Genomic DNA, 24012 nt, shown 5'->3' with positions numbered 1-24012 from the left:
CGTCACCGATTCGGTGAATATGTCTCGATCCCGGGCCGCCGGCACCAATGCACGCATCAACCCTGCCCCTTGTAGTCCAACGGATCGCGGGCCTCGTCCAGCCCGGCGATGGCGGCGCGGCCCATGGCCAGAACCGCCTCCTCCGCCGAACCGCCCACATGGGGGGTGCAGAGAAAATTGGGCAATTCGATCAGCGCCCGGTCCTCGGGCGGCTCGGTGGCGAAGACGTCGAAGGCCGCCGCCGCCAGACGGCCGGTTGCCAGCATGACCCGGAGCGCCGCCTCGTCCACCAGACCACCGCGCGCCGCGTTGATCAGGATCGCATCGGAACGCATCAGCGCCAGGCGCTCGGCCGACAGAATATTCCTGGTGGAGGCGTCAAAGGGCAGATGCAAGGTGACGATGTCGGCTTCGGCCAGCAGGGGCTCCAGATCCATCTTCTCCACCCCGGTGGCGGCGTAGAATTCGGGGAAGTCCCGGATATCGTGGGCCAGCACCCGGCAGCCGAAGGCTTTCAGCAGGCGCGACAGATCCTTGCCGATATGGCCGCAGCCAACGATGCCCACGGTGCGCTCGCTCAGCTGGCGGCCCATCAACTGGCGCCAGCCGCCGTCGCGGATCAGGGCGTTGCCCTGGGGGATGTGGCGCAGCAGGGCGATGGCGAAGGCGATCACCAGTTCGGACACCGAGCGCCGGTTGACGCCGCCGGTCCAGCCCAGCCGCTTGCCCAGCCGGCTCATGGCGGCCAGATCGATCATGTCGAGGCCGACGCCGTACTTGCCCACCACCTTGAGATCGGGAAGGCGCGACAGCACGGCTTCGTCCAGCTTTTCCAGGGCGGTGACGGCCTTGTCGTGGCCCAACAGGAAGGCCACCAGATCGTCGCCGCTCAAGGAAAGGCCGGCATCGTTGAAGGTGACGTTGGCGTAGCGGGCCTGAAGCTCGGCCCGCAGCACCGGGTGCTTGGAAAACGACCGCGATGCCACGGCCACGCGGGTGGTGGTGTCGGTCATGAGCGGCCTTCCGCCAGATAGCGGGCACAGATGCCCCGGAACGTCTCGTCGGCGGCGTGGACGCCCCGGAACACCCTGCCCTCCTTGTCGGGCAGGATCAGGGTGACGCTGCCCGACCCGGTGTTCTTCTTGTCCTTGGCCAGCGCCGCCAGGAAGCGGTCCAGCGGCACTGGCGTGGCCTGGTATCCGGCGTAGTTCTTGGCCAGCACCCCGTGGCCGGTGCGGAAATGGGCCTCGGTACCGATTCCCAGATGCCAGCTGGTCCAGTTCGCCATGTCCATACCCATGCTGACGGCGATGCCATGGGGCACGGCGAAATCGGTGGCCGCCTCGATGGCGTGGCCGAAGGAATGGCCCAGGTTGAACACCAGGCGCGGCCCCTGGTCGAACTCGTCGACCTCGATATAGCTCTTCTTGATCTCCAGCGAGCGGCGGATGGTGGCGATCATGGCGTCGCGCTCGGTGAACAGCCGGTCATACCGGCTCGCCAGGGCGGTGAAGTCCTCGGGTCCGCTGATGGCGTGGACCTTCAGCATCTCGCCGATCCCAGAGCGCACCTCGCGCGGGTCCAGGGTGTCGAGGAAGGTGGTGGCAATCACCACCTCGTTGGGTGGCGTGAAGGTGCCCAGGATGTTCTTGGCGTCGCCGCAATTGATGCTGGACTTGGAGCCGATGCAGGAATCGCACTGGGCCAGCAGGGTGGTGGGGTAGAATCGCCATTTGACGCCGCGCAGCATGGTGGCTGCCAGGAAACAGGTGATGTCCTGGATGATGCCGCCGCCGATGGCGATCAGCAGGTGATCGCGGCGCAGGCCCTTGGCCACCAGATGCTGGACATAGGCGGGAAAGCATTCCAGCGACTTGTTGGGCTCGACGGCCTCGATCAGCAGCACCGAGTGGTGGGCCAGGATGGCACCCATGCGCTCGCGGTAAAGCTCGGCCACCCGGGCATCGATGATGAAATGGGCGTCGGCGGGAACGGCGGCGTTCAGGCGCTCCAGCCCCTGCTCGTCGAACTGGACGTGGTACGGCCCCTTGTGAGACGCGATGGTCATGGACTCAGACACGGGTGAAGCCTCCGTCGATGACCAGATTCTGACCGCTGATATAGGAGTTCTCCGGCCCGGCCAGCCAGGCGACGAAGGCGGCGATCTCCTCCGGCCGCCCCAAGCGGCGGGCCGGGACCTGGGCGGTGAGCTCCTTGATGCCGTCCTCGCCCAGCACCTGCCGGGTCAGCTCGGTATCGATGAAGCCGGGCGCCACGCAATTAGCCAGGATGCCGAACTGGGCCACCTCGGCGGCCAGGGCGGCGGTCAAGCCGTCCACCGCGAACTTGCTGGCGGAATAGGCGCCACGTCCGGCCCGCGAGATGCGGCCCCAGATGGAGCTGACGGTGACGATGCGACCCCAGGCCTTGGCCTGCATGCCGGGCACCACGGCGCGGGCCAGCAGGAAGGGCGCGGTGACGTTGACCTGCTGGATGCGGGCGAAATCGGCGGGGTCGATCTCGGCGAAGGGGCTGACCTTGTTGATCCCGGCATTGTTGACCAGGATATCCACCCCCAGCCCGGCCGCCTGTTCGGCAAAGGCCGTGGTGGCGGCCGCGTCGGCGAAATCCACCGCCAGATAGCCGCTGCCCGCCGGTCCTTCACCGCCGGGGCGGGTGCCGGTAACCATCACCTTGGCCCCATCGGCCAGCAGACGGGCGGCGATGGCGGCCCCGATCCCGCGGGTGCCGCCGGTGACCAGGGCGAGCTTGCCGGCCAGGGAGGTCATGGCGTTAGTACGTCCCCCACAGCGGATCGTCCTTCATGGCCGCCTCGACGATGCCGATGTCGTGGGGGCTGTCCACCGAGAAGCTGGGGCGGAAGGGATAGGGCGCGATGTGCTGGTGATGGCCGTAATCGTAGAGGCGGTTGGAATCGCACGCCTCCTTGATCTCCAGCGGGCTGGGCGGCAGTTCGGTGAACAGCTTCAGGAAGTCCCACTTGAAGCCGAAGATGCCGTAGATGCGCTTGGCTTCCAGCTCGGGACCGAAGGTCTTGCAATGGGGAATGGGCTGGCGCGAGGTATAGAGCACCCGGCCCGACAGGTCGTGGATGATCTTCAGCGCGTCGGGATTGCGGAACTGGGCCTCGTCGACGATGTCCATGGCCAGCATGGTGCCGCGCACCTCGGACCGCTCCTCCATGGGCTTGATGGTGGCGGCGATCATGTCGGGATGCATCATGGGCTCGTCGCCCTGAACGTTCAGCACGATGTCGCTGTCGGCCACGTCGACGCCGCACTTGGTCGCCGCCTCGGCCACCCGGTCCAGCGCCCTGGTGTGCTTGTCCGACGTCATGATCACCGGATAGCCCTTGGACTGGGCGAAGGCCCGGATTTCCTCGTCGCAGGTGCAAATGGCCAGGGCGTCCCAGCGGCCGAACAGCTTGGCACGCTCGAAGACGTGCTCGATCATGGGGCGACCAAGGATGGGAAAGAGCGGCTTGCCGGGAAAGCGGCTGGCGGCCATGCGGGCTGGGATAAGGCCGATGATGCGGGTCATGGGGACTCTCTCCTTAAATCTCGTCGCTTAAATGCCAGCGGGCCTTCCAGGCGGAATCGGCGCAGTAGATGCGATAAACCAGCCGCATGGTTTCCAGGGCGTCATTGGACGACCCGGCGACGACGGCGCCGCCGCGCAAAACTGCGTCGGCGAATTCGGCGATCTCGTCGGCCCAGCTGGGGTCGCGGTTATAGCGGGTGGTCTGTTCCTTGGGGTCGCCGTTGTCATCCCCGTCAGCCCAGACGACCGTCAGGGTCTCGGCGCCGTAGCTCTTGGAGCCCGACAAGATGCCCGATAGGATCAGCGCCCCCTTTTCCAGGGTGATTTCCAGATTGAAGCGGTGCCGCCACTGGGTGGCGGTGGAATGGAGCATGGCCACCACGCCGGTCCGCGAGCGCATCAGGGCGTAGGCGTTATCCTCGATATCGTGCTTCCAGAAATCGTTGGTGACGATGGATTTGACCTCGTCGAACTCGTCGCCGAACAGCCGCATCAGATCCACCATGTGGATGCCCTGATCCAGCAGAATGCCGCCGCCGGCCACCGCCCTCTGGGTCCGCCAGTCGGAATGAGCCCCATAGGAGATGAACTGGCTCTTGCCGTAGACGCCGCGCATGTTGAGCACCCGGCCCAGTTCGCCCGAGGCCAGCAGCGCCAGGGCGTCGCGCACCGAGTCATGATAGCGGTGGTTGAAGCCGTATTTGAGCTTCAGCCCCGGGTGGCGGGCCTCGCAGGCGATCACCCGTTCGATATCGGCCACGTCTCGTCCCGGCGGCTTCTCGCAGAAGACGTGCAGCCCCCGCTCCAGCCCGGCGCAGGTCACCTCGGCCGCCACGTCATTGGTCAGGCAGACGAACAGCGCGTCCAGCGTCTCCGCCTCCATCAGCCGCTGGGCATTGGTGTAGTGACGCAGGCCGTCGGGCAGCACCCCCTCGCCCTTGAAGGTGCGGTCGCAGACGGCGACGGTGACCATGTCGTCACGCTGGTCGATGAACTGGCGCCGACGCTGGCCCACCACTCCATACCCGGCGATGCCGACCCGCAGCTTGCTCATGATCAGGGCGCGGGGGTGCGGTAGAGGTTGGACACGGCGTCGTTGGCGCGGCCCAGGCGGGGCGACTGCTCGTCGGAATCCACACTGGTCCAGGCGCCATTGGCCTCGTCCGAGCGGTAGAACGAGTGCCACAGCTTGAGTGAGGCCAGGCAATCCTCGCGGGTCACGTCGAAGGGCCGCACCCCGTTCAGATCGGCCACCAGATTGGCGTAGACCGTGGTGTGGCCGAAGCCGTAGGCGTCGGGGATCTTTTCCGAATAGGTGGCGCAGGCGGAGGGATCGGGGGTGAAGACCTGCAGTTCGTTGACCGCCCAGCCGCCCAGTTGGGCCAGGCCGTTGGAGCCGACGATGGACACCGAGGCCTCGAAATCGTCGGGCCGGGCCGCAGTGGTCACTTCCAGCGAGCCCACCGCCTTGCCGGGATAGGTGAAGGTGGAGACCACGGTGTCCTCCACCTCGATCTCGGCGCCCAGAGTGCGCATGGTGGCGCTGACCTTGTCCACCTCGCCGCCCAGGAAGCGCAGCAGGTCCACGTGGTGGATGCCCTGGTTGGAAATGGCGCCGCCGTCATGGCTGAAGGTGCCGCGCCACGGCGACAGGTCGTAATAGCGCTGCGGCCGGCACCAGCGCAGCCGCACGTTCATGATGCGGATGTCGCCCAGTTCGCCGTTGGACAGCGCCTCCTTGACCTTCCGCACCGCCTTGTTGTGGCGGTTCTGGAAGACGGGGAAAATCTTCGCGCCCTTCTTCGCCGCCTCGTCATAGGCGACGTGCAGCTGCTCGGGCCGCATGAAGGTGGGCTTTTCCATGATGATGTGCTTGCCGTAGCGGGTCAGCACGTCCATGCCGTGCTCGAAATGCATGCCCGACGGCGTGATGATCGCCACCACGTCGATCTCGGGCATGGATTGCAGCATGGTGTGGTAGTTGGTGAAGAAGGGAATGCCATATTCCGCGCCATAGGCCTTGGCCTTGTCCTCGGCCAGATCGCAGACGGCAACGATCTCGCCGCCCTCCACCTTGGCGATGGAGCGCAGGTGATGCCCGGCGACTCGGCCGCAGCCGATCAGCGCAACCTTGACCGTCTTCATGACTGTCCCTCTCCCTTGACCACATCCCGGATGGCTTCAATCACCGGGTTGAACAGCTCCGCCGTGGTGGCGGAAAAACGCGAGAAGCCCTTGAGGCAGGGCTCGGCGAAATCCTTGCGGTAATAGACCTGCGGCGCCAGGGCGGCATGGATCGCCTCGGCCCTGGCCCCGAAGGCCACATGCAGGAAATTGCCCTGTCCCTTCAGGGTCTGGAAGCCTAATTCGTCCATGGCGGCCAGGAAATGGGCCTTGCCGGCGCTGATCCGCGCCACCGATTCCCGCATGGCATCCTCGTGGTCGAGCATGCGCTCGAACACGGCGGCCGACAGCGCGCCGACCTCGTACATGGCACGAACCTTGTGCAGCATCACCGCCACGTCGGGATGCGCCGCCGCATAGCCCACGCGGACGCCGGCCATGCCCCAGGCCTTGCCGGTTGAGCGGCAGACCACCAGATGGGGGTACTCCATCACCCAGGGCAGCACCGTCTCGGCGTGGAAGGGATAATAGGCCTCGTCGATGAGGATCAGCGCGCCGCCCTCTCCCGCCGCCTCGATGATGCGGCGAAGATCGGCCTGGGAGAACACCGTGCCGGTGGGGCTGTCGGGATTGGGCAGTCCGACCAGCTTGGGCTTGGACGTGGCGATGGCGGCGACGACGTCGTCGGCATGCAGCACCGGCCCGGCATTGGAGGGACGGTATTCCAGCCCCGTCACCTGGGCGCCGTACATGCGGGCATAGACCCCGTACATGGCGAAGGTGGGAACCGTGTGCAGCACCTTGTCGCCCGGCGCGATATAGGCCTCGAACACGGCGCGGATGGCGCCGTCCGACCCCGGGGTCAGCAGCAGGCATTGGGGCGGCACGCCCACCATGGGGGCCAGCTTGCGATACACCGGCCCCAGGTCGGGATAGGTGAAGCCCGCGTCGGCAGGAACCGAGGCGATGACCGACCGCACCAGCTCGATCATCGCCGGATCGGTGTTCTCGTTCTTGTCGAGCCACAGCTTGCCCGGATCGCGAGGGTTATTGCCCACCCAGTCGGGGCGGGTCAGGCCGGAATCGGCGATCTCGGGGCGAGGCGAAGGCGGGGCGAAACGGGATGCGCTCATGAGGCGGCCTTGGGCAGGGGTAGCGCTTGGCGCCACACATCGTGATCCACAGGGGCAAAGACATCGTCACGCGCGACGGTGGGCGGCGGCTCGGCCCTTTCGATGGCGGCAGCCAATCCGGCCTCATCGGCGGCGGGGACATTCACGGTGTTTGGCAGAATATCATGGGCGATGCAACCGGCGGCGATGAAGCGGATGGTGGGCAGGCCGAAAAGCACCGCCTCCAGGCCCACCGTGGTGGCGGCGTAGATTACCGCCGACACCGCCGCCTGTCCGCCGAGACCGGTGGCCGCCCGCGTCACCAGGTGGGTCTCGGGAACGGCTACGTCATAGACGGGATGGGGACGGATCAGGATCTTGCGCCCCAAGCCAGGCGCCACGCGGGACACCGCGCCGACCATCTGGGCCGCCAGGGCCATGTCGCCAGGCAAGGCGACAAACAGCGGGGCGTCCCTATCCCAGCGCGGTCCTCGGGCGAAGCCATAGCGCAATGCCCCAGCCACGCGGCTGCGGGATTCGGGCAATCCCCAGCGGGTCAGGGCGTCGCGGGTCACGGCGCCGGTGCACAGCACCCGATCGGGCAGGCTGGCAAGACCGTCGGGATTGGCGTCCACATGATGGTTCAGCTCGAACCGCCCCACCGAGGAATGCTGATAGCCGGCGCTCGCCACCCCCAGGCCCCGGGCGGCGCGGCAGAAATCGCGCTCCCAGCCGTGATTTTCCCAGGGCCATGCCACGGCAAGGGGGTGCGCATCCGCCAGCCAGCGCCGCTGGCAATGGATTTGCCAGGCGATGGCCGCACCCTGGGCGGTGGCGGCCTCGCCCGTCGCCGCCCGCCGCACCAGCCAACCCCAGGGCCCGTCCAGCATCTCCTTGCGCGGAATCCAGCGGGCGAAGGGCAAGCCGGTCAGAGCAAAAAGCGCCGATCCCCAGTGATGGAGACTGAAGCTTCGGCCGCCCCCGTTCAGGCGCCGGGCCTCCTCCGGCGGGCAATCCACGTGCAGCATCCGGCAAAGATCGGCCCGTTCGCGCATCAGCGGGCCGAAATAGGCGTCGGTGCCGTCCGGACCCGATTGGGGATTGGCATAAGACAACAGCCATGACCGCCCCTGCGGGGTGGTGGGCTTCGCCCGCACGCCCAGGGCGGCCCGCAGGCCATAGCGCAGACGGGCGGCAAAGCCCCGCAGACGGGGAAGCGGTCCGGGCAGCGATGGCGGTGGGGCGGCGTTGACGCCGGGCAGTCCTGCCAGATGCCGGTACAACCAGGGGTCGGCGCAAACGAGAACGGTCTTGCGCCCCTCGCCCGCCCAAGTCTCCACCAGACGGCTCCAGGCCATCATCAGCCCCAGGTCGGAGACATTAGCCGCCGCCGAGGGCGTGTGAGCCAGAACCGCCGAGGGATCGGCGCCCAGGTTCCGGCACAAGGCCAGAAAGTCGGGAATGACGGCGGCAAACGCGGCTTCCAGGGCGGTCGCCGTCTCGATGCGGCGGCTCGGGTCCAGATCAACCTCGTCGCCCCCTATGGCCACCCACCCCTCTCCGGCCTCGCTGAGGGTCGGCTTATCCCGGGGCGAAACCAGCCGGACGGTCATGATGGAGGCAGGAGCCATACCCCCAACCGGAACTTGGCACAGCGGGTCAGCAACAGGTCAATCTCCGCAAGAGCAATCTCGTCTAACAATCCCTTCGTCAAACCGGAGCAGAATAGCCCAGTATGGGGCCGTGCCGCCAGCACGTGCACTTATCTTTCGACCGCTCGGGGCTTTCCCGACGCCCGGGCACGGAGGGAAGCTTTGAATATGCCTGCGGATCATGAGCAGTGGCGCCGCGAACGCCAGCAGATGGAAGCCCTTCCGGGACGAAGCAGCATTCTGGGGCCACGCCCCACGTCGCTGCTTGTCGGTTTCGAATGGCTGACCGCACTGGCTCTCCGTCTTGCCGGCCTATGGAATCGCGGACGGGAAAACGCCCGGCGCGTGCGGCTGCTGGATCTGGACCTTCCTTGCCCGGGACTGCCGACGGCCTTTGACGGCTTCTCGATCCTGCACCTTTCGGATCTGCACGTGGGAAATGTTGCCGGCCTGGAAGCGGAGCTTGCCGCATGCCTCAAAGGCGTCCGTGTCGACCTCGCCGTACTCACGGGGGACTACCAGACCCGTGGACAACCATCGGCGACGCAGACACTGGAGATTCTGTCACCGGTGCTCCAGGCCTATCGGGCCACGGAGGGCACGATCGCCGTTCTTGGCAACCACGATAGCTGGCAGATGGCGGAGGAATTTCGCCACCATGGTGTTTCAACCCTGGTCAATGACCGCCTGACCCTGCATCGCCACGGCGCGGAAATCACCGTCTTGGGCCTGGACGACGTCAACCGCTTCTTCACGCCTGCCGCCATCGAGGCCTTTGACACTCGGGTCACCGGCTTCACTATCGTCCTCGCCCACACCCCGGATCTGGCGACCCGGGCCGCCCATGCCGGAGCGGCCCTCTATCTGTGCGGACACACCCACGGCGGCCAAATCTGCCTGCCGGGAGGGAAAGCCGTCTTCACGGCGCTGGACACCCACCAGCATCTGGCCGCAGGCCTCTGGCGGTTGGAAAACATGTGGGGCTACACCTCACGCGGCGTGGGAACCGGACTTCCCCCTGTCCGCTTCAACTGCCCGGGCGAAGCCACGCTCTTCCGCCTACGCTCGAGCGACACCTAGAGTCCGTCATGGTGAGTTGAAGCGCCAGCCCTAGCCGCCAGCCTGCTTCACCGCCGCAATCACGGCATCCACCTGGCCGGGTTCGAGCTCGGCGAACATGGGCAGCGACAGCCATTCGCTGGCGATCCGCTCGGTCACCGGCAGGTCGCCGGCCTTGTAGCCCAGATCGGCATAGGCGGTCTGGAGATGGACCGGCACCGGGTAGTGGATACCAGTAGCGACGCCGGCCTCCTGCAGCTTGGCCTGAAGCGCGTCACGGTCGGCGCTGCGGATAGCGTAGACGTGGTAGACGTGGCGGCAATGGGCGGGCGGCTTGGGAATTCCGATGCCCAGACCGCCCAGACCGGCCTCATAGCGGGCGGCCACGGCGCGGCGGCCCTCGGTCCAGCCCTCGATATACCGGAGCTTGACCCGCAGCACGGCGGCCTGGATCTCGTCCAGGCGGGCGTTGAAGCCCTTCAGCACGTGGTCGTACTTCTTGGCCTGGCCCCAGTCGCGCAGCATGCGCACCGTCTTCATGATCTCGGGATCGTTGGAGACGATGGCGCCGCCTTCGCCATAGGCGCCGAGATTCTTGCCGGGATAGAAGCTGAAGCAGCCCACATGGCCGATGGAACCGGCCCGACGCCCCTTGTATTCGGCACCATGGGCCTGGGCGCAGTCCTCGACCACCTTAAGACCGTGCTTGTCAGCAATAGCCATGATGGGGTCCATGTCGGCCATCAGGCCGTGCAGGTGAACCGGCAGGATGGCCTTGGTCCTGGGCGTGACGGCCGCCTCGATCTTGGCCGGGTCCATGGTCCAGGTGGCGGAGTCGACGTCGACGAAGACCGGCTTGGCGTTAGCATAAAGAACCGCCGCCGTGGTAGCGACGAAGGTCGCGCCCACGGTGATCACCTCGTCGCCCGGCTTGACGCCGGCGGCCAGCAGGGCGAGATGCAGCGCCGTGGTGCCGGAATTGACGCCGGCGGCATCGGCGACGCCGCAATAGGCGGCGAATTCCGCCTCGAAGGGCTTGCCCTCGGGACCGGCGCCCACATAGGCGCCGCTGTCGACCACCTTCATGATGGCGGCGCCGACCTCGTCCTTGATCTGACGGTACTGGGCCTTGAGGTCAAGAAAGGGAATCATTTGTACGTCTCCAAACTCAGCGTTCGACGGCCACCGAGGCGCCGCGCTGGGCCAGCGACTTGGACGCGGCCTCCAGCACCTTGACCACGTTGTAGCCCATCTCGCCATCAGTCAGCGGCGCCGTGCCGGTCTCGATGCAATCGGCGAAATGCCTGACCTCGGCGGCCAGGGCCTCTGTTCCCGCCAGCTGCGGTGCCCACATATCGCCGGTACGGTAGCCGGCGATCAACTTATTGATCTGTTCCTGGTCATCGTTGAGCACGATGCCCTTGTCATAGACCTTGATCTTCTCGGAGGGCTCCAGCTCATTGAAGACCACCATCTTCTTCGAGCCCGAGATCAGGGTCTGGCGCACCTTGACCGGGGCCAGCCAGTTGACGTTGACGTGGGCGATGGTCGAATCCTCGAAGAACATGGTGAGGTAGGCGATGTTCTCCGGCGCGCCCGGCACATGGCTGATGCCGGTGGCCGATACCGCCACCGGCACCTTGCCCAGCACGTATTCGATGATGGACAGGTCGTGCACCGCCAGATCCCACAGCACGTTCACGTCGTGCTGGAACAGGCCCAGATTGACCCGCACCGAGTCGTAATAATAAATCTCGCCCAGCTCGCCGGTCTGGACCAGATCGCGCATCTTCTGCACGGCGGGGGTATAGATGAAGGTGTGGTCGACCATCAGGGTCAGCTTGCGCTTCGCCGCCTCGTCGATCAGACGGCGGCAATCGGCGGCCGACGCCGCCATGGGCTTTTCCACCAGCACATGCTTGCCGGCCTGCAGCGCCGCCAGGGCCAGATCGAAATGGTATTGCACCGGCGTGGAGATGGCGACCGCGTCGATATCGGCCGCCGCGAACAGATCGGCGGGATTGGTGGTGGTGCGGATGCCGGGATAGGAGCGCTCGGCCGCAGCCAGGCGCTTTGAATCCAGGTCGGCCACGGCCACCATCTTGCAGCGGTCGGACGTGGCGAAATTACGGACGAGATTGGGGCCCCAGTAACCGAAACCGATAACGCCGACTTTGATCATGGTGGTCCGGGGCTCCGATGGGGGCTGAAAAGCGCCGCGATACTGGAACAATCGCGGGCGCGGGTCAAAACCAATTCACGTTCACGACCCGGGCAAAGCCCGGAGGCACAGGAGAAAGGCCGGCAGCAGACGCGGCTGGAACGGCCACAGCCGGGCCGAACGGGCCAGCAGCGACAGGGCCGCCCGGCCCCGGCCCAGCTTCTGCTCGGTCCTTGCCGCACCGTAGATGATCCGCGCCCGGGCACGCCGCCCCCGCCAGCCACCCCGGTGGGGCAGGGCGGGAAGATGGCGCTCCAGCACAGTCAGCGAGGCCTCCATATGCCGGGCCACGCCCTTGGAGTTCTGCTCGCCGTGCAGGCGGTAAAAGCCCAGGGGCCGGTCGACACAGGTCATGCGCGCCCCCAAGGCGGCAAGACGCAGCCACAGATCCGCGTCCTCGGCGGTGATGACCTCACGGTCCTCGCAAAAACCACCGACCCGCTCCAGCAGGGTCCGGCGCACCAGCACCGCCGATGGCGACAGGCAATTGCCGTCCAGCACCAGACGCTCGAAGCCGCACCGTTCGGCCGGGGCCGCTTCGGTGACGTTGCCCGTGACCCCGTCCTTCAGGAAGTGCTCGGGGTGGGAAACCAGATCCACCTGATCGGTGGCCGCCGCCAGGCACAGTTCCAGCTTGACCGGCTCCCACAGATCATCGGAATCGAGGAAGGCCACCCATTCGGCCTTGGCTGCCCGGATACCGACATTGCGCGAGGCGGCGATGACGCCCTGGTTGGCAAAGTCGATCAGCTGGATGCGCGGATCGCCATAGGCCAGGACCACGTCACGGGTGTGATCGGCGGAGAAATTGTTGACCACGACGCATTCCCAGTCGGCCACGCTCTGGGCCAGCACTGAATCCAGGCATTCCTTGAGAAAATCCGCCTGATTATAGGTGGGAATGACGATGGAGACGCGCGGAGTCATCAGCCGTGCTTTAACGCCCAGTCATAGGGAATGGCCGGGTCGAAGGGATCGATGCGCTTCATCTCGGTGGGGTCGTGGGGCATGTCGGCGCAATTGGCCAGCAGTGCCGTCTGGGTCCCGATGCACTTCCAGCCGTTGATCAGCAGCGGCGGAATCTGCACCAGCACATAGTTCAAATCGCCCATGACGATTTCCTGCAGCACGCCCTTGGTCGGGCTGTCGGCGCGGTCGTCGTAGCAGACCAGCTTGATCATGCCCTGGATGCAGCAATAGTTCTGGGCCTGCTTGGTGTGCAGGTGCCAGGCCTTGATCACGCCGGGATAGGCGGTGGCGAAATAGACCTCGCCGAACTTGTCGAAATGGGGCGCGTCGGCCCGGAGCATGTGCATGATCGTGCCGCGCTCGTCGGGGATCTTGCGCAGCGGGATGATGTTGAGGCCGTGAATCTTCGAAGACATGGGCACTTCCTTGTCCTGGGGTGACCGTATCGGGCTATCGCCCGAACCCATTTGGGGCCATGCCCCAAACCCTCTTCGTATTTATGAATCAAAGGGAGGTTTGGAGGCATCGCCTCCAACCGGGGCCGGGGCGGGAGCCCCATCAGGAGTCACGCCGTTATTACTTCGTCCAGCGCAGGCTGTCGTCCACCAGGCCGGTGTCGATCAGGTGCTTGATCTGCTTGAGGCGGATATAGCGCCGTCCCTGGAACTCGTCCAGGGTCAGGCCGTGGGCGCGGTAGGCGTCCACCAGCTCGCGGGCGCCGGCCGCCACCGTCCACGTCAGGGGAAAGTCGGGAAAGGCCTTGGCGTATTTGTCGAAGCTGACCCGGTAGGAGCGCGGATCGGGATTGTTGCCGCCGGCATAGGTGACCTCGGCCTCGGGCACCACCGCCCTGACGAAGCCGGCGATGTCGCGCACCTGGTAGTTTTCGCTGTTCAGGCCGACGTTGAAGCCCTGATCGTGCACCACTTCGACGGGGGCGGCCAGCACGGCGGCGACGGCGCGGCTGATGTCCTCGATGTGGACCACGGGGCGCCAGGGGCTGCCGTCGCTCATGATGTTGATCTTGCCGGTGGTCACCGCCCAGGCGCACAGATTGTTCAAGACGATGTCGACGCGCAGCCGGGGGCTGGCGCCGAACGCCGTGGCGTTGCGCATATAGGTGGGCGAGAAGCCCGGCCCGGCCAGGGCGGCCAGGGCCTCCTCGCACTTCACCTTGCTGATGGCATAGGCGGTCAGCGGCGCGAAGGGCGCCGTCTCGTCGACAAAGCCGGCGATGCCCGACGAGCCGTAGATGGAGCACGACGAGGCGTAGACGAAGCGCTTTACGCCGGCGGCCTTGGCGTATTCCGCCAGCTTGATGGTGGCCCGCAGGTTGATGTCGTAGGTCCAGTCGTCGTTTATGTCGCCCATGGGGTCGTTGGACAGGGCGGCCAGATGGACGATAGCGTCGAAGCCTTCCAGATGCTTCGGCTCCACGTCGCGGATGTCGACCTTGAGTTCCGGGCAGGGCGCCCTGGCCGCCTCGAACTCGCAGCCCACGAAGTAGTCGGTGTCGAGACCGACGCAATCGTGACCGGCCGCCTGCAGCACCCGCAACATCACGGGGCCGATATAGCCGTTATGACCGGTAACCAGGACGCGCATGGAAGAAACTCCGTCAGCCAAAGGCCTTGCGGCACAAAATCAGGGTTTGATCGATCTCGGGCGCCAGATCTCGGGACGCGGCAAAGCCCGCCGCCGCCAGCCTGTCCACCCGGAAGTCCAGGGGATCGGCCACCTCGCCCGGCTTGGGATCGGGGCGCTCCAGCACCGGACGGGTGCCCAGCACCGCCTCGGCCCGAGCCAGGATCAGATCGGCCAGATCGCGGATGGAAGAGGAATGGCCCACACCCAGGTTGAAGATGCCATCGCCCAACTTAGGCCCGTCGACCTCCAGCAGAACCTGGACGGCGCGGGCCACTTCGGCCATGGGGATGAAATCGCGCAGCGCCACGCCGCTGCTTTTCAGCACCATCTTGCCGGTGGACGCCGCCTGGCGACACAGATCGTTGGCCACCAGGGTCCAGCGGTTGATCAGCGGATCGGCCGGCGCGCCCAGGGCATTGGACAGCCGCAGACAGGCCGCCTGGATGCGGCCCTTGGCGTGCTCGGCCAGGATGTAATCCTCGGCCACCTTGTGGCTGATGCCATAGGGGTGGACCGGGCGGCAGATCATGCTCTCCTCGATCCGCCCGATCAGCGGCTCGCCATAGACCCGGGCGGTGGAGAAATAGACGAAGCGCCCGACACCGGCCTTCAGCGCCGCCTGCAGCAGCCGCACCGTGTCGACGCCGTTGGCCTCCAGCGCGCCCACCGGATCGGTGGTGCAATCCACTTCGTTCATGGCCGAAAGATGGACCAGGGCCGACACGCCCTGGCAGGCCGCCAGCAAGGCGGTATCGTCGGAGGGCTTAAGACGCACCACTTCGGCGTCCTTGGCCCAGTCGGGCCAGCTCTCCGGGCCACGCCTTGTGGTGATGCGCACCTTTTTGCCCTGGGCCAGCAAGTGCCGTGCGATACGACCGCCGAGATAGCCGAAGCCGCCGGTCAGAAGGATTGGAGAGCCCTTGCTCATTCCCACGACTTCCAGGGCGCCTTGCCGCTGTCCCACAGATCGCGCAGCAGACTCCAGTCGCGGTAGGTGTCCATGCACTGCCAGAAGCCGTGATGTTCGTAGACCATCATCTCGCCCGCCGCCACCAGGGCGCGGACCGGGCCGACCTCGAACACCAGATCCTCGCGGTCGTCGAGGTAATCGAAGATCTCGCGCCGGCAGACGAAATAGCCCCCCGAGATCATGCCCGAGGTGGTCTGCGACTTCTCGTTGAAGCCCTGAACCTGACCGTTGGCGTGCTCGATCTCGCCGAAGCGGCCGGGCGGATGGACGCCGGTCACCGTCAGGATCTTGCCGTGGGACTTGTGGAATTCCAGCAGAGCGTCCAGGTCCACATCGGAAACCCCGTCGCCATAGGTCAGCAGGAAGTTCTCGTCGTCGCCCAGATACTTCCTGATCCGCCTGATGCGGGCGCCGGTCATGGCGTTCAGCCCGGTCTCGGCCAGGGTGACGCTCCAGTCGTCGTGGCGCACTTCGCCGTGATGGGTGATCTGCTTCTCGGCTCCCAGCGCGATGGTGAAGTCGCCGCCGTGGATGTCGTAGTTCAGGAAGAACTGCTTCACCGCGTGGCTCTTATAACCCAGGCACAGCACGAAGTCCTTGTGACCCGCCGCCGAGTAGCTCTTCATGATGTGCCAGACGATGGGCAGATTCCCGATGGGAATCATCGGCTTGGGAATGTCGTCGGCCACGTCGCGGATCCGCGTCCCGAAACCGCCGCACAGAATGACAACCTTCATAAACCCACCTCGGGCGTTCAATGCGTGCGGATAATCCCGCAATCGCTCGGGACGATCAAGCATCTTGGAATGTCTCGCCAGACCAGGCTTCCTGGACGACCTCCGGCCGTGGAAACGCAGGTCTGGCGGTGGTACGAACGCTATTGAGGAGCACCTTCTGGTGCCGGAACATCGGTCACCCGCTCGATTGCGGGATCAAGCTCTTCACTTACCCACTCGTGGCTCATGTCCTGCGGGCGAAAATACTTGGCTGATGCCATGTAGACAGTGGACAGGAACCCGTATTCGCGCAGCCCGGTGAATCCTCCGAGCCCGTCAAAGCGATCCGAGATTGAGATTCCGCCTTCTTGGCCGAAACTGATGACACGCGTCAGGCACGCAGAGCTTCGATGGCGGCCACTGATAAACTGGCCGACGATCAATACCCGCCGTACAAAATTATTGACGGCGATAATCCGTCCGGCGGTCATGTTGAACAGCCGGAACAGATGCAGTTTCAGCGGCGACATCAGACGGCGGCGATGAAAGCGGAAGAACGGCGCCCTGACGGTGACGAGGCGTGCCGGCGCAAGCGGATTCTCGCCCACAGCCAATCCATGAGTGTAGTCGGGGTTGAGAGTCCACAGATGGGTGGAAACGTCACGTCCCGTTGCATCATTGGCCGCATAGCCGCAGGACGAATGGACCAGGCTGCCGCTGGCCAGGTCGAATACCTTGAGGGTCCCCCCCTTGGACGCGCCAATGATGGTATAGCGGCATCCGTCGTTGCGGACCATCATACCGGCTTCCGACCAGGCGCGCTCGAATCTGCGGGAAAGGGGCAGCGGTATGGCGGTCCGGGGCGATGTGTCCCGGTCCATCGCCTCCATGGCGACCACATAGCTCGTCGCCATGGGAATCTCGTTGCGGCAATCGGACTCGGACAGGCCTGCGGATTTACCGAGCGCGAGCCCGGCGACGCAATGGCCCGCCAGGGCCTCGGCCAGCGGCAGGTGAGACGCAAAGACTTCGAAGCCGCCGGGAAAGAAATGGGGACAGGCCCTGCTGCCGTATTCCCCTCCGACGCTGCCGTCAGGCTGAGCGAAGTAGGACAGAAACTCGATGGACGCCGAGACGGAGTCCAAAACCCGAGCCTCGCCGCATTCCCGATAAAAGAGCCCCTGGTAATGAGTATCAAGGGTCTGATAGCCGGGGTCGGCACCACCATATTCCGCGTACCAGCCCTCGGGGGACTGGTGCCGGTAGATCTCGTCCATGATCGACTGGCCGCGCCGACGAAAGGACTCATCTCCCATCAACCGGTGAGCGGCCAGCAATCCCGCCGCACCGGCAGCCCGATGGTTGCTGATGAAAGCGTGCTCCTCGTCCCGCTCCACCAGGTGGACAGCGGCGCGGCGCATGGTCTCGAGCCAGCGCGTCCGGCATTCCGCTGAAACCGCCGAGCCGGCATGATCAAAGGCACCGGCCATGTCCACCAGGGTGAACGCCGCGGCCATCCAACTGTTCTCGTTCAGATAGAGATGGTCGAACGCTCCCGATATGCTCTGGCTACGGCTCCAAAAGCCCACCATCCGCTCGATCCAGGCCAGCATGGCGGGCTGGCCCGCGAAGGGATTGCCGGGAAACTGGTTGGCAAACAGGTAGGCCAGCACCCGAATGCCACGCTGCATGTCCTGGTTGGCAAAGTCCTTTGTCGCCCAGGCCCAGTATTCCCGGTCGGCGGAACCGGCCGCCGCCGACAGGGGGCAGCGATCCAACTGGGACAGCAGCCTTGGTGCGTAACGCAATACTTCGGCGCGGTAAAAGGCGCGGCGGGCCGGTGCATCCAGGGACGTGATCATGCCGCGCGTTCCAGGGGGGACGCCTGATCCAGAATGAAACGGTCATACCACAATTGTAATGACATCAGCGCCCACAGCGTACGGCCGTGGTCGGCTTTGAGTTCCCGATGCTCGGCCAGCAGGCGCGCGACCGTGGCGTGGTTGAGAATGCCCTGGGCCTCGATCCGCTCGCGGCTGAACAAATGGTCGAGCAACGGGCCAAACACCGAACGGACCCAATGCCCCGACGGCGGCCCGAATCCCTTCTTGGGCTTGCTCAGGATGGCAGGCGGCAGATGGGGGGCCAGGGCCTTCTTCAGCAATCCCTTCGGCGTGCCACCCGCCATCTTGAGCCCGGCGGGCAGCGGCAGAGCGAAATCCAGCATCTGCTTGTTCAGCAACGGAACCCGCGCCTCAAGCGAGGCGGCCATGGTCATGCGATCCGCCTGAAAAAGGCCGTTGCCGTGCAGGAAGTAGCGGAAGTCCAGATGCATGATCCGGTCGGTCAGGGTCGGCTCCGCCATCCCGGCGGCCATGCCGGCAAAGTGCGCCAGGCTGTCCTGCTGCGCCACCTGCGCCGTCACATCTGGAGTCAGGAGGGCATGCTTGAAGGCGTCGTCGAAATAGCCCATCCAGAGAAAATGCTGCTGTTCTGGGGTCAGTTTCATACCGCGCAGGAAGCGCCGGGCCTTGAATTCAAAGCTCAGATACTTGTCCGAGACCGGCAGCCGGTCGACCAGGGCGGGCACCAAGCCATGGGCCAGCATTCCCGGCAAACGGCGATACAGGCTGGCCACCCGATGGGCGGTCAAGGTTGGATAGCCAGCCAGCACCTCGTCCCCACCCCACCCGGTCAGGACCACCGTGACATGCTCGCGGGCGAAGCGCGACAACATCAGCAGCGGCACCACCGTGGAATCGCCGAAGGGTTCATCCATGGTCTCCGTTACCCGGCGCAGCCCCTCGCGCACCAGGGCCGGAGAGAACATCAGTTCCTTATGCTCGATCCCCAGATGCCTGGCGACCGTGCGAGCATCGTTCGACTCATCGTGGGTCGTTTCCTCGAAGGCCAGGCCGAACGAGGAAATGGCCTGTCCGTGGCGGCGGGCGGCGTAATAGGCAACCGCCGAGGAATCCAGGCCGCCGGACAGGAAAAGCCCCACCGGCACGTCGCTCATCAACTCATGCTTGACCGCCTGGGACAGAAGCGCATCCAGTCGGTCGACGGCCTCGCCCTCGGCAAGCGGAGCCCCGCAGCCGAACCGGGGCTGCCAATAGGGTCTGACGGCAAGACGCGCCGCCGGCAGCTCCAGGTCGATCCAGGCCAGGGAACCGGCGGGAAACTTGGTGATTCCGGCAAAGGGAGAGCAATCCGGCGCCATATAGCCATAGGTGAGGTAGCCCCACAGCGCCTGCCAGTCAGGGCGGCGTCCCGCGATCGGCAACAGCGCCTTGGCTTCCGACGCGAAGGCCAGACCATCCGCGGTCTCGGTCAGATAGAGCGGCTTGATGCCCGCCGGATCACGGGCGATGAATACCCTCCGAGCCTTGGGATCGAACACGGCGAAGGCATACATGCCGTTGAAGCGCAGCACGCAATCCTCGCCCCAGACGCAGAAGGCAGCCAGCACCACCTCGGTATCGGAATGGGTCCGGAAGCACCAGCCCACCGATTCGAGTTCCGCGCGCAGTTCCAGGTGGTTGAAGAGTTCACCGTTATAGACGATGGCCGCGCCGCTGGACGGGTCGATCACCGGCTGGGAGCCGCCGGCGGTATCGACCACCGCCAGCCGGGTATTGCCCAGACCCACCGGCCCCTCGGCGAAGATCCCGTTGCCGTCGGGCCCACGATGATGCAAGGCCGTCTTCATGGCGGCCAGCACATTGGACTCAACCGGCCGACCGCCCCCCCGGACCATACCGAAAATGCCGCACATACCCTTCCCCCGGGTCTATGGCCCCCAGGGGGCTGCTACTTCTTTCCGGAAACGGCGAACGAGACCACGTTCAGCCCAGCGATCACGTTGACCATGAACTCCTCGATGCTGCTGATCAGCCGCAGCTTGTGCAGCAGATAGGCGGGCCGGAGATAAAAGCCACGGTAGGCGCGGACGATCTCCTTAGACAAAGTCTCAGGCGGAATATCGCACAGGGCGGAGGAATAGAAGCTCTCGGTATGGAGATTCTCCATGTTCGAGGCGGAACCGTCCATGATCTCGGGGTGGCGCTCGGCGACCATGTCGAAAAGCTCCGTCCCGGGATAGGGGGTCAGAATTCCGAACGTGGCGGTGGTCGCCTTCAGCGTGTTGGAGACGAAATCCACCGTGTGGCGGATGGTGTCCAGTGTCTCGCCCGGTCCGCCAAAGATGATGTGGGCATGGGTGTTGATCCCCACCTCCCGGGCCGTCCGGAACGCTTCCACCGCCTGCTCGATGGTCGTGCCCTTCTTGTAGGTATCGAGCATCATCTGGCTGCCGGTCTCGACGCCGAACTTGAGGGTGTGGCACCCCGCCCGCTTCATCAGGGCCAATTGCTCGCGATCAATCATGTCGACACGACCATTGGCGATCCAGGTGAAGTCCAGGTTCTCGGACAGCATGGTCTCGTAGACCTGCATGTTCCGGCCCTTGTAGGCCGAGAAGGTCTCGTCGCGGAAGAAGATCTCGCGATAACCCAGATCCCGGATCTCGCGCAGTTCCTCGATGATCTTGGCGGTGCTGCGGGCGCGGGTCTTGTTGCCGTAGAAGGTCGGCGCCGTGCAATAGTTGCAGCGGGCGGGGCAGCCGCGCGAGGTGATCATCGTGGTGAAGGGCACCCGCTTCACCATGGGGTTGAAATAGTCGACCTTGGCCGGCAACAGCCTGCGGTCCGGAATGGGCAGGTCGTTCATGTTGGCGAACGCCCGCGTCGGGCTCATCTGCGGCTTGCCATCGGCGTCGCGCCAGCCGATGCCGGCGATGCCTTCCCAATTGTCGCCGTTAAGGAGCGCACCCAGAAGTTCGCGCAGGCTCTCCTCCGCCTCCCGGGTGGCGATGAAGTCGACCTCGGGCTCCTTCAGGCAGAAATTGGGCATGAAAGTGGGATGCGACCCGTACAGCACGCTCTTGACCTTGGGATTGAGCTGCTTGATGGCGCGGATCACCTCCAGGTCCTGACGGAAGGACTGCGTCGAGCTCATCATGCAGATGGCAATGACACCGTCGAACCGCTGCCGTTCGAGCGCGGCGAAACGCTCGGGCTCGTACTGGGCGTCGACGAACAGGATCTCCAGTCCGTCCTGGCGGGCATGGGTTGCCGCCATCAACTCGTGCAGGGGAGGCATGGACATGCCGCCCACCCGCTTGCCGTTACACCAGCAACCATAAATGAAGTCGCGAACGATATTGCGGTCCTTGCCCCCCGCGGAGGGCTTCAGGAATACAGCTTTTGCCATGGGTCAGGCCGCCTGCTTCTTGAGACTTGCCACCACCCGCCCGGCAATACGCATCAGGTCGTATTCGATGGGAAGCCAATAAATATCGTGGTTGAGACGCGCCATGGCGAATGGGCGATAGATGCGGGCCAGGGTGCGTATCACCCGGTAGACCAACGTCTTGTTCTTGGCGCTTTCTTTGATAAACTTGCGGTCGATAACGAAGACACCGGCCTGCAGGACGCGGATCAGGTTGTCTTGCCGGTCGGTGTACCAGGGATGGCGGATCTTCTCCGTGGCATCCGAAGTGTCGATCTCGATCCACTCATCGATGGTGGACGGCTCCTTAAAGCCGAACTCCTGCTTGGCGATCTCCACCAACTGGGTCCCGGGAATGGGCTTCCAGTCACCTCCGGCCCCCACATAGGCCGACGGATTTTCGTTCATGAGCTGGAGGATCAGGTTCTTGGTCTCCAGAAGATCCTCGTAGGTCTCGCCGGGTGCGCCGTAGAGCATATTGTACATGCACACCAATTGCGGGAACCGGGCCAGCTTGCGATTGACCTCGATCACCTGGGCGCGGGTGATGCCCTTCTGGAATTTCTGCAAGATTCGGTCGCTGCCGGATTCCACGCCGACCATCAGCACCCGGCCGCCGGCCCGGCACATGAGGTCGAGGAAGTCGTCATCCATCTTGGCCAGTTCGTTGATGCGGGCGCCGCGGAACTCCAAGGACACATCCAGTTTGCGCTGGAGAATGTCCTCGAACAGGGAGCGCATGCGATCGATTTTCGGGAAGCTGGTATCATCGAGGAAGACGATGTGCTTGGCGCCGAATTCCTTTACGGCCTATTCGATATGGTTGATGACCTCCTCGTTCTCCAGCGGTCGCCACTTGGCGCCGTTGATCTCACGATAAACGGCTGGAGAGACGCAGAAATTGCACTTATACGGGCAGCCGATGCTGGTAAAGATCGGGAAGATGCGCTGGTTATTGTAGCTGCGGACGTATCCCGGATGGTTGACGTCGATCAGCTGGTAGGGAAGATCCTTGTAGCTCAGAGTCTCGAAAGTGCTCGGACGGGGAATGTGCACCGGAGTCCCGTCAGCCTGCTTGTACGACAGACCAGGGATCTCCATGTCGTCCCGCTTGCCGCTGAGCAGATCAAGCAAGGAGGCCAGCAATTCCGACCCGTAGCCTCGACCCAGATAGTCGATGTACGTCTCTTTGATCGTGTCGGGAACCACCGTGGGATGCGGCCCGCCCCAGATGATCTTGGTCTTAGGCGCCACTTCGCGCACGAATTGGGAAATGTCGCGGGAATTGACCAGCGGCCGGCCGGTCATCACCGATATGCCGACCAGCTTCACACCTTGCTGCAGGTAAGGGGCGAGCACCTCACGCCAGTCCTCCCGCTCAATACGCAGATCGACGACCTTGACGGCATATCCACGCTTGACGCTGTCCGAAGCAGCATAGATCAAGCTGAGTGGGATATCCGTGACCAGCGCATCCATAGTGCCCAGTCGCGGGTAAATGAGAAGTGCATCAATCATTGCCAAGAGCCTGCCACATTGTCCCGTTGTCGCAAGTAAACCCGCAGAAATACCAGGGGTTTAACGCGCTCGTCCTAGCGATTAATCGAGACTTGCATATCCGGGCTGCGGAATTCAAGCCTGCTGAGGCCAAACCCGATCAGGGCTCACCGGCAGGGTCCGCCTTCCCTGGGCGCAGCAGTTTCCGCCGCCAGTCATAATCCTGATAACGAGCGGTGTTGATGTCCATGACGAAGCCGATGATGGGAAGCATGGTCGCGACGCAAAGCGACCAGGCGAACAAGAGCAGCGTTCCCGTGCTCCAGACCCGGGCCCAGGCGCCACCGGGTTCTGCCACGAACTGCACCAGCAACCAAGCGATTAAGGACGGCAGGCCGACGATGGCAAAAATCGTGATGCCCAGTTCGAAGAACACATGGAACGGACGGGTCCGGCCCGCCTGGCTGGCCGCGACCACGATGATGTCCAGCAGACCGCGGTGACGCAGCAGTCGATATTTGGACGAGCCATACTTCCGGTCGGCGTGGTCCACCTTGACCTCGGAAACGGCAAAACCGGTGCCGGCCGCCAGAGCCGGTATCAGGCGATGAAGGTCGCCTCGCAGTTGAAGGCTTTTGTATACATCGCGGCGCATGGCCTTGAGGCCGCAATTGATGTCGTGGACCGAGCATTTCAGAAAACGGTTGGTCAAAGCGTTGTAGAAACGCGAAACCTGTCGTTTGGCAAACGTATCCCGGCGATTAATGCGCCACCCATTGGCCAAATCAAAACCGCGCCGCAATTCGGCAAGTAATGCCGGGATTTCCTCCGGCAAATCTTGGAGATCCGCGTCGATCGTCACGGCAACATCACCGCAAGCCGCGTCGAATCCTTGCATCAGGGCCAACGATTTGCCGTGATTGATGTAATGGGAAATAACCCTGATATTGCGCTTCGTCTTGCGCAGCTTCTCGATAATTTCTAAAGAATTATCGGTACTTCCATCATCGACATAAATAAATTCAAACGGTTGACCAATGCCATCAAGCGCGGCACCGACCCGCCTGTACAACTCTTCAATGCTGTCGGCTTCGTTGTAACCAGGAACGATCACACTGACCAGTTCGAAGGATTCCCCCGAATCTTCCCTAGCCTGCCCCTCATAAGACGACATTGATCTTGGCCTTCGCCT

General features: G+C 64.3%; 21 protein-coding genes and 1 pseudogene. 1 reads left to right on the top strand and 21 read right to left on the bottom strand.

All coding sequences use genetic code 11. The features are described 5' to 3' along the window. Positions 1-56: 56 nt before the first annotated feature. From AMB_RS00685 to AMB_RS00650, 8 genes are read right to left on the bottom strand one after another with little or no spacing between them, the layout of a single operon-like run. On the bottom strand, positions 57-1013 hold the full coding sequence (locus tag AMB_RS00685) for a phosphoglycerate dehydrogenase (RefSeq protein WP_011382583.1): 957 nt from the start codon (positions 1011-1013) through the stop codon (positions 57-59). Beyond that, complete coding sequence (locus tag AMB_RS00680; RefSeq protein WP_231848936.1) at positions 1010-2080, bottom strand: AroB-related putative sugar phosphate phospholyase (cyclizing); 1071 nt, start codon at positions 2078-2080, stop codon at positions 1010-1012. The genes AMB_RS00685 and AMB_RS00680 overlap by 4 nt, the downstream gene beginning before the upstream one ends. Beyond that, entirely contained in the window at positions 2073-2789 is a 717-nt protein-coding gene (locus AMB_RS00675; protein ID WP_011382581.1) for an SDR family NAD(P)-dependent oxidoreductase, read from the bottom strand. The genes AMB_RS00680 and AMB_RS00675 overlap by 8 nt, the downstream gene beginning before the upstream one ends. Before the next feature lie 4 nt (positions 2790-2793). After that, positions 2794-3561 carry a 3-deoxy-manno-octulosonate cytidylyltransferase gene (locus tag AMB_RS00670; protein WP_011382580.1) on the bottom strand — a complete coding sequence of 256 codons (768 nt, stop codon included), beginning with the start codon at positions 3559-3561 and terminating at the stop codon, positions 2794-2796. A 13-nt stretch (positions 3562-3574) separates the two neighbouring features. Next, positions 3575-4615, bottom strand: coding sequence for a Gfo/Idh/MocA family protein (locus tag AMB_RS00665; RefSeq protein ID WP_011382579.1), 1041 nt, complete (start codon positions 4613-4615; stop codon positions 3575-3577). A 2-nt stretch (positions 4616-4617) separates the two neighbouring features. Beyond that, positions 4618-5706: a Gfo/Idh/MocA family protein gene (locus tag AMB_RS00660; protein WP_011382578.1), complete on the bottom strand. Its 1089-nt coding sequence runs from the start codon at positions 5704-5706 to the stop codon at positions 4618-4620. Then, on the bottom strand, positions 5703-6818 hold the full coding sequence (locus AMB_RS00655; protein ID WP_011382577.1) for a pyridoxal phosphate-dependent aminotransferase: 1116 nt from the start codon (positions 6816-6818) through the stop codon (positions 5703-5705). Before AMB_RS00655 ends, AMB_RS00660 begins: the two co-directional genes overlap by 4 nt. Further along, the gene (locus AMB_RS00650) at positions 6815-8428 is read right to left on the bottom strand and encodes a hypothetical protein (RefSeq protein WP_043743037.1); all 1614 of its coding nucleotides are present in this window, start codon (positions 8426-8428) and stop codon (positions 6815-6817) included. Before AMB_RS00650 ends, AMB_RS00655 begins: the two co-directional genes overlap by 4 nt. Before the next feature lie 189 nt (positions 8429-8617). Between AMB_RS00650 and AMB_RS25500 the strand changes: the two genes are divergently transcribed. Further along, positions 8618-9529: a metallophosphoesterase gene (locus tag AMB_RS25500; RefSeq protein ID WP_050750594.1), complete on the top strand. Its 912-nt coding sequence runs from the start codon at positions 8618-8620 to the stop codon at positions 9527-9529. Between the two features lie 30 nt (positions 9530-9559). On the opposite strand, the gene AMB_RS00640 is transcribed toward AMB_RS25500, so the two are convergent. The 13 genes and pseudogenes from AMB_RS00640 to AMB_RS00580 form a co-directional block, all read right to left on the bottom strand. Beyond that, positions 9560-10660 (bottom strand): DegT/DnrJ/EryC1/StrS family aminotransferase, encoded by a 1101-nt coding sequence (locus AMB_RS00640; protein ID WP_011382574.1) that lies wholly within the window; start codon positions 10658-10660, stop codon positions 9560-9562. 16 nt (positions 10661-10676) lie between these two features. Next, a complete protein-coding gene (locus AMB_RS00635) occupies positions 10677-11690 on the bottom strand; it encodes a Gfo/Idh/MocA family protein (RefSeq protein ID WP_011382573.1) in 1014 nt (337 codons plus the stop codon). Between the two features lie 81 nt (positions 11691-11771). Further along, positions 11772-12656 (bottom strand): glycosyltransferase family 2 protein, encoded by an 885-nt coding sequence (locus AMB_RS00630; RefSeq protein WP_011382572.1) that lies wholly within the window; start codon positions 12654-12656, stop codon positions 11772-11774. Then, positions 12656-13114, bottom strand: coding sequence for a dTDP-4-dehydrorhamnose 3,5-epimerase family protein (locus AMB_RS00625; protein WP_043743034.1), 459 nt, complete (start codon positions 13112-13114; stop codon positions 12656-12658). The genes AMB_RS00630 and AMB_RS00625 overlap by 1 nt, the downstream gene beginning before the upstream one ends. A 160-nt stretch (positions 13115-13274) precedes the next feature. After that, positions 13275-14303, bottom strand: a complete 1029-nt coding sequence (locus tag AMB_RS00620; RefSeq protein ID WP_011382570.1) for an NAD-dependent epimerase/dehydratase family protein — start codon at positions 14301-14303, stop codon at positions 13275-13277. Positions 14304-14316: 13 nt separating this feature from the next. Further along, positions 14317-15273, bottom strand: coding sequence for an SDR family oxidoreductase (locus AMB_RS00615; RefSeq protein ID WP_011382569.1), 957 nt, complete (start codon positions 15271-15273; stop codon positions 14317-14319). Further along, on the bottom strand, positions 15270-16052 hold the full coding sequence (rfbF, locus tag AMB_RS00610) for a glucose-1-phosphate cytidylyltransferase (RefSeq protein WP_043743030.1): 783 nt from the start codon (positions 16050-16052) through the stop codon (positions 15270-15272). The genes AMB_RS00615 and rfbF overlap by 4 nt, the downstream gene beginning before the upstream one ends. Before the next feature lie 140 nt (positions 16053-16192). Continuing rightward, on the bottom strand, positions 16193-17893 hold the full coding sequence (locus AMB_RS00605; RefSeq protein ID WP_011382567.1) for a hypothetical protein: 1701 nt from the start codon (positions 17891-17893) through the stop codon (positions 16193-16195). Continuing rightward, positions 17890-19809 carry an asparagine synthase (glutamine-hydrolyzing) gene (gene asnB, locus AMB_RS00600; protein ID WP_011382566.1) on the bottom strand — a complete coding sequence of 640 codons (1920 nt, stop codon included), beginning with the start codon at positions 19807-19809 and terminating at the stop codon, positions 17890-17892. The genes AMB_RS00605 and asnB overlap by 4 nt, the downstream gene beginning before the upstream one ends. Positions 19810-19844: 35 nt before the next feature. Further along, entirely contained in the window at positions 19845-21305 is a 1461-nt protein-coding gene (locus AMB_RS00595; RefSeq protein ID WP_011382565.1) for a B12-binding domain-containing radical SAM protein, read from the bottom strand. A 3-nt stretch (positions 21306-21308) separates the two neighbouring features. Next, positions 21309-22112: pseudogene (locus tag AMB_RS00590) on the bottom strand (B12-binding domain-containing radical SAM protein); the annotation flags it as partial. Between the two features lie 21 nt (positions 22113-22133). Continuing rightward, positions 22134-22802 carry a B12-binding domain-containing radical SAM protein gene (locus tag AMB_RS00585; RefSeq protein WP_043743024.1) on the bottom strand — a complete coding sequence of 223 codons (669 nt, stop codon included), beginning with the start codon at positions 22800-22802 and terminating at the stop codon, positions 22134-22136. Positions 22803-22980: 178 nt separating this feature from the next. Beyond that, a complete protein-coding gene (locus AMB_RS00580; RefSeq protein WP_050750593.1) occupies positions 22981-23994 on the bottom strand; it encodes a glycosyltransferase family 2 protein in 1014 nt (337 codons plus the stop codon). Positions 23995-24012: the final 18 nt, after the last annotated feature.

Source organism: Paramagnetospirillum magneticum AMB-1 (assembly GCF_000009985.1).
In the GTDB taxonomy this organism is placed as follows: Bacteria; Pseudomonadota; Alphaproteobacteria; order Rhodospirillales; family Magnetospirillaceae; genus Phaeospirillum; species Phaeospirillum magneticum.
Note: the sequence above shows the minus strand (reverse complement) of the source record. Positions and strands in the feature narration are given on the sequence as shown.

Coding starts and splice junctions, on each gene's coding strand:
- AMB_RS00625 (WP_043743034.1), bottom strand. CDS start 13,114: ATGTCTTCGAAGATTCACGGCCTCAACATCATCCCGCTGCGCAAGATC.
- AMB_RS00615 (WP_011382569.1), bottom strand. CDS start 15,273: ATGAGCAAGGGCTCTCCAATCCTTCTGACCGGCGGCTTCGGCTATCTC.
- AMB_RS25500 (WP_050750594.1), top strand. CDS start 8,618: ATGCCTGCGGATCATGAGCAGTGGCGCCGCGAACGCCAGCAGATGGAA.
- AMB_RS00670 (WP_011382580.1), bottom strand. CDS start 3,561: ATGACCCGCATCATCGGCCTTATCCCAGCCCGCATGGCCGCCAGCCGC.
- AMB_RS00665 (WP_011382579.1), bottom strand. CDS start 4,615: ATGAGCAAGCTGCGGGTCGGCATCGCCGGGTATGGAGTGGTGGGCCAG.
- AMB_RS00585 (WP_043743024.1), bottom strand. CDS start 22,802: ATGGATGCGCTGGTCACGGATATCCCACTCAGCTTGATCTATGCTGCT.
- AMB_RS00685 (WP_011382583.1), bottom strand. CDS start 1,013: ATGACCGACACCACCACCCGCGTGGCCGTGGCATCGCGGTCGTTTTCC.
- AMB_RS00605 (WP_011382567.1), bottom strand. CDS start 17,893: ATGATCACGTCCCTGGATGCACCGGCCCGCCGCGCCTTTTACCGCGCC.
- AMB_RS00635 (WP_011382573.1), bottom strand. CDS start 11,690: ATGATCAAAGTCGGCGTTATCGGTTTCGGTTACTGGGGCCCCAATCTC.
- AMB_RS00640 (WP_011382574.1), bottom strand. CDS start 10,660: ATGATTCCCTTTCTTGACCTCAAGGCCCAGTACCGTCAGATCAAGGAC.
- rfbF (WP_043743030.1), bottom strand. CDS start 16,052: ATGAAGGTTGTCATTCTGTGCGGCGGTTTCGGGACGCGGATCCGCGAC.
- AMB_RS00650 (WP_043743037.1), bottom strand. CDS start 8,428: ATGGCTCCTGCCTCCATCATGACCGTCCGGCTGGTTTCGCCCCGGGAT.
- asnB (WP_011382566.1), bottom strand. CDS start 19,809: ATGTGCGGCATTTTCGGTATGGTCCGGGGGGGCGGTCGGCCGGTTGAG.
- AMB_RS00620 (WP_011382570.1), bottom strand. CDS start 14,303: ATGCGCGTCCTGGTTACCGGTCATAACGGCTATATCGGCCCCGTGATG.
- AMB_RS00595 (WP_011382565.1), bottom strand. CDS start 21,305: ATGGCAAAAGCTGTATTCCTGAAGCCCTCCGCGGGGGGCAAGGACCGC.
- AMB_RS00655 (WP_011382577.1), bottom strand. CDS start 6,818: ATGAGCGCATCCCGTTTCGCCCCGCCTTCGCCTCGCCCCGAGATCGCC.
- AMB_RS00630 (WP_011382572.1), bottom strand. CDS start 12,656: ATGACTCCGCGCGTCTCCATCGTCATTCCCACCTATAATCAGGCGGAT.
- AMB_RS00580 (WP_050750593.1), bottom strand. CDS start 23,994: ATGTCGTCTTATGAGGGGCAGGCTAGGGAAGATTCGGGGGAATCCTTC.
- AMB_RS00660 (WP_011382578.1), bottom strand. CDS start 5,706: ATGAAGACGGTCAAGGTTGCGCTGATCGGCTGCGGCCGAGTCGCCGGG.
- AMB_RS00675 (WP_011382581.1), bottom strand. CDS start 2,789: ATGACCTCCCTGGCCGGCAAGCTCGCCCTGGTCACCGGCGGCACCCGC.